Origin of the sequence: Arthrobacter vasquezii, assembly GCF_029455255.1 — a bacterium.
GTDB lineage: Bacteria > Actinomycetota > Actinomycetes > Actinomycetales > Micrococcaceae > Arthrobacter_D > Arthrobacter_D parietis.
Genome location: NZ_JAROKN010000104.1, coordinates 1 through 4,731 on the forward strand (window position 1 = coordinate 1; position 4,731 = coordinate 4,731).

Annotated in this window: 3 protein-coding genes; 1 reads left to right on the forward strand and 2 read right to left on the reverse strand. The window is 67.5% G+C overall.

The genetic code is table 11. The features are described from left to right. The coding region (gene nirB, locus P4U43_RS17610) for a nitrite reductase large subunit NirB (RefSeq protein ID WP_277359899.1) at nt 1–2,593 on the reverse strand (2,593 nt) is incomplete at its 3' end. Nucleotides 2,594–2,863: 270 nt separating this feature from the next. On the opposite strand from nirB, the gene nirD reads away from it, so the two are divergent. Next, nucleotides 2,864–3,232: a nitrite reductase small subunit NirD gene (nirD, locus tag P4U43_RS17615; RefSeq protein ID WP_277359900.1), complete on the forward strand. Its 369-nt coding sequence runs from the start codon at nt 2,864–2,866 to the stop codon at nt 3,230–3,232. Here nirD and P4U43_RS17620 read toward each other — a convergent pair. Next, on the reverse strand, nt 3,229–4,731 hold a 1,503-nt coding region (locus tag P4U43_RS17620), incomplete at its 5' end, for a phospho-sugar mutase (protein ID WP_277359901.1). The two genes, nirD and P4U43_RS17620, sit on opposite strands and share 4 nt — an antisense overlap.

A 4,731-nucleotide genomic window follows, 5' to 3' on the forward strand; every position in this document is an offset into this window, starting at 1 on the left:
CGCGGACCGGGATCCCGGCGCCCAGCAGCACCGGCCCGGTACCGGCCTGCGCGGCTGCACGTTCCTCGTCGGTGGCGGGTCGGATCTGGCCCCGTTCGGGAACATTGGCGATCCAGTCGTCCTTCTCATGCGGGGCGTTGACAAAGGAGCGGAAGCGGCGCAGGCGCTCGGGGTCCTTGAGGGTGGCGGCCCACTCGTCCTCGTAGTTGTCGATGTGGCGGGCCATGGCGGATTCGAGGTCGTCGGCGATGCCGAGGGAATCGTGGATGATGACGTCTTCGACGTGCTTGAGGCCGCCGTCGAGCTCTGCCTGCCACGCCGCGGTGCGTTGCAGCCGGTCGGCGGTGCGGATGTAGTACATGAGGTAGCGGTCGATGTAGCGGATGAGGGTGTCGTCGTCGAGGTCCTTGGCGAGCAGCTGCGCGTGGGCGGGCGTCGCGCCGCCGTTGCCGCCGACGTACAGGTTCCAGCCGTCCGAGGTGGCGATGATGCCGACATCCTTGCCGCGGGCCTCGGCACACTCGCGGGCACAGCCCGAGACGCCGAACTTCAGCTTGTGCGGGCTGCGCAGGCCCCGGTAGCGCAGCTCCAGGTTGATGGCCATGGCCACCGAGTCCTGGACGCCGAACCGGCACCACGTCGAGCCGACACAGGACTTCACGGTCCGCAGGCTCTTGCCGTACGCCTGGCCGGACTCGAAGCCGGCCTCGACGAGGATCTTCCAGATCTCGGGGAGCTCCTCGAGCCGCGCGCCGAACAGGTCGATGCGCTGGCCGCCGGTGATCTTGGTGTACAGGTTGAAGTCCTGGGCCACCTTGGCAATGACGCCGAGCTTCTCCGGGGTGATCTCGCCGCCGGGGATGCGCGGCACCACCGAGTAGGTGCCGTTCTTCTGCATGTTGGCCAGCGCCCGGTCGTTGGTGTCCTGCAGGATGCCGCGGCCGCCGTCGAGCACGTATTCGGCGCGCTGCGAGGCGAGGATGGAGCCGATGACGGGCTTGCAGATGTCGCAGCCGAGGAGCCCTGATTCGGGGACACCGAAGCGCTCGATGATGCCCTCGAAGCTGTCGAGTTCGAGGACCCGGACGGCCTCGAAGAGTTCCGGGCGGGACATGGCGAAGTGCTCACAGAGTGCCTTGGAGACCTCGATGCCGCTCTTGGTCAGCTCGCCCTCGAGGAGCTTCTTGAGCATCGGCACACAGGATCCGCAACCGGTGCCGGCCTTGGTGCAGCCCTTCAGCGGGCTGAGTTCCCGGACCGGTTCGGAGCCCTCGCAGGTGCCGCAGCCGTTGACGGCGTCGCGGATGGAGCCGGCGGAGACGTTGTTGCAGGAGCAGAGAATGGCGTCGTCGGGCAGCTCGGTCTCGGGGGCCTCACCTGCGCCGGCGGCGGAGAGGTAGGCGCCCGGCTCGGCGCTGAGCTCGCGTCCCAGCAGCGGGCGGAGTGCCGTGTAGGGGGCGGCGTCGCCCACGAAGATGCCGCCGAGGAGGGTCTTGGCATCGTCGGTGACCACGAGCTTCTGGTAGAGGCCGCGGGCCGGGTCGGCGTAGACGATCTCGAGGCTGTGCTCGGTCTTCGCGAAGGCGTCACCGAAGCTGGCGACCTCCACGCCGGAGAGCTTGAGCTTGGTGGCGGTGTCGAAGCCGGGGAAGGTTGCGGTGCCGCCGTGCAGCCTGTCGGCGACGATCTCGGCCATGGTGTTCGCCGGCGCCACGAGGCCGAGGCACATGCCCTCGAAGCAGGCCACCTCGCCGATGGCCCAGATGCTCGGATCCTCGGTGGCGCAGGCGTCGTCGATCACCACGCCGCCGCGCTGGCCCATGGTCATTCCGGCGTCCCGGGGGAGCTCATCGCGGGCGCGGACACCGACCGCGACGACCACGAGGTCAGCCGGGATCCGGCGGCCGTCGGCCATGTCGACCCCGGTCATCCGACCGTCCTCAAGCACAAAGCCGGCGGGGAACACGCCGCCGTGTACGGTGAGCCCCTTCGCGGTGATCAGCCGGTCGAGGGCCTGCCCGGCGCCCTGGTCCAGCTGGGTATTCATGAGCCAGGGAGCTCCGTTGATGACGGCGGCGTTGGCGCCGAGGGACTGCATGCCGCCCGCCGCTTCAAGGCCCAGCAGACCTCCACCGATGACGACGGCGTCGATAGTCCGCCCATACTCCTCCGTCAGGCGGGCGACTTCCGCGCGGAGGGTACGGACGTCGTCGACTGTTCGGTAGACATGCGCGGATTCCATGCCGGGAAGCGGTAGCCGGGCAGCGTTGGAGCCGGTGGCGAGAACCAGTTGGTCATAGGGGTACACCTCGCCGGCCTCGGTGGTGACCGTGCGGGCTTCCCGGTCCAGCGACACCGCACGGGAGCCGGTTGCGAGGGTGACGGCCGGGTGGTCCCACATGGTTGGCTCGCCGAGGGTGAGGTCGACGTCGTCGAGCAGTGCCTGGCTGAGGGCAACGCGGTCATACGGCAGCCAGGTCTCCTCGGTGAGGACGGTGACGCAGAACCCGTCCAGCCCACGGGAGACCATGGCCTCGACGAAGCGGTGGGCAGCCGGGCCGCCGCCGACGACGAGGATCTGTTGGAAGTTCATGAGGGGTACCTTTCGCCGCTTTGCAGCTTCCGAACTCAACCGGTTGCCGCACTTAGGTACCGAGCGTACGGACGCCCAATTGCCCCGCGATTTCGCTTATGTAAACGAAGATTAACTTCACACTCACCGGTGACAGGCGGCTTGGTGAGGTGCGTTTTACGCAGCCGCAACACTTCGGGCGGGAGCGCGTAACGCGGCGTTCGTAGCGTCGGATGCAGGCTCAGTTGACCAGTAATCGCAACTGATCAAACAATCCGAACGGGGAGACTCATGACTCTGCAACTCGATCACACACCGACGCTCGCTGCTTTCGAGGACGGCACCTGGTATCCCATCTGCCGGCTTGAGGACCTCGAGCTGTGCTGGGGAGAAGCTGCGCTGATCCACGGCCGTCAGGTGGCGCTGTTCCGGGTGGATTCAGCGACGGTGTTCGCCGTTTCGCACCGCGACCCGGTCAGCGGCTCACAGGTCATGGCACGCGGAATTGTCGGCTCACGCGGGCAGAGGTTCACCATCACCTCGCCCCTGCACAAGGAGGTCTACTTCCTGGATTCCGGCGTTCCCGCAGCGGGATCCGGGACGGCCCTGCGAAGCTTCCCGACGCGGGTGATCAGCGGAATGGTGGAAGTGCTCGTCTAGAGCCCTAGCGCTTCCTCAACATCGCGGATCACGGCATCGAGCCGGGTCCGCGCTGTTGCTTTCGCGTCCGCTACCTCTGCTGCGGAATCCACCGGTTCAATGACCTCCAGGTAGCACTTGAGCTTGGGCTCGGTGCCGCTGGGGCGGATGATCACGCGGGTGTCGTCCCGGGTGACGTAGAGCAGCCCGTCGGTGGGCGGCAGATGGACGCCTTCAGCCAGGTCCTCCTCGACCACCACATCTGAACCCGCAAACGACGACGGCGGCGCCTCGCGAAGGCGGTTCATCATGGCTCCCAGCAGCCCCAGGCTGCCTACCCGTACTGACAGTTGGTCGCTGGCGTGCAGCCCGTGGACGAGTGCCAGTTCGTCGAGGATGTCGAAGAGGGTCTTGCCCTCGGCTTTGCAGGCAGCGGCGAACTCGGCCAGCAGCAGGGCTGCGGACAGGCCGTCCTTGTCCCGTACCAGTTCCGGTGCCACGCAGTAGCCGAGTGCTTCCTCGTAGCCGTAGGTGATGTCCGGAACGCGGGAGATCCACTTGAAACCCGTGAGCGTTTGGGCGTGGCTGATGCCGGAGGCGTCCGCGATCCTGCCGAGCAGTCGCGAGGAGACGACCGAGTTGGCGAAGACGGCGCCGTGCTTCGCATCGTCCGCGAGCCGGGCCGCCACGTGGAGGCCGAGCAGCGCGCCCGTTTCATCCCCGCGCAGCATCCGCCATTCACCTGTCGCAGGGTCCTTGGCCGCGGCGGCAACGCGGTCGGCGTCGGGATCATTGGCCAACACAAGATCGGCGTCCTGGTCAGCCGCAGCGGCCAGCGCCAGGTCGAGCGCACCGGGCTCCTCCGGGTTGGGGAAGTCGACCGTGGGGAACGTGGGGTCCGGTTCTGCCTGTTCCTCGACGACATACACGGTGTCGAACCCGGCGGAGGCGAGGACGCTCTGCGCGGTCCGCCCGCCCACTCCATGTAGAGGCGTGAGCACGATCGACAGGTCGCGGGACGGGTACGCCTCCCGGTCCGCGAGGGCAAGAACGGAAGCAACGTAATCCGTCTCAATGCTTTCGGGGAGGACGTTCCAGCCCGGCGCCAGTTGAATATCGCGAGCGGCTGCAATCTGCTCGGCGATCTGCGCGTCATGCGGGGCGACAATCTGCACGCCGCGCGCAGTCTCCTCCACCGCACGGCCGCCGAGGTACACCTTGTACCCGTTGTCCTGCGGCGGGTTGTGGCTCGCCGTCACCATCACACCGACCTCGCACTCAAGTGCACGGACCGCGTAGGCGAGCACCGGCGTCGGCAGTTCAGAGGGCATGAGGAAGGTTTCGAGGCCGGCCGCAGTGAAGATCGCTGCGGTTTCCTCCGCGAAGATGCGCGAGTTGCGGCGTGCATCAAAGCCGACGACGGCGCGCGGCGCGTAGGCGCCTTTCGCCAGGTTGAGCGCGTGGGCGGCCACTCCCGCCGCGGCACTGCGCACGACGACCCGGTTCATCCGGTTGGGACC

Coding starts and splice junctions, on each gene's coding strand:
- nirD (WP_277359900.1), top strand. CDS start 2,864: ATGACTCTGCAACTCGATCACACACCGACGCTCGCTGCTTTCGAGGAC.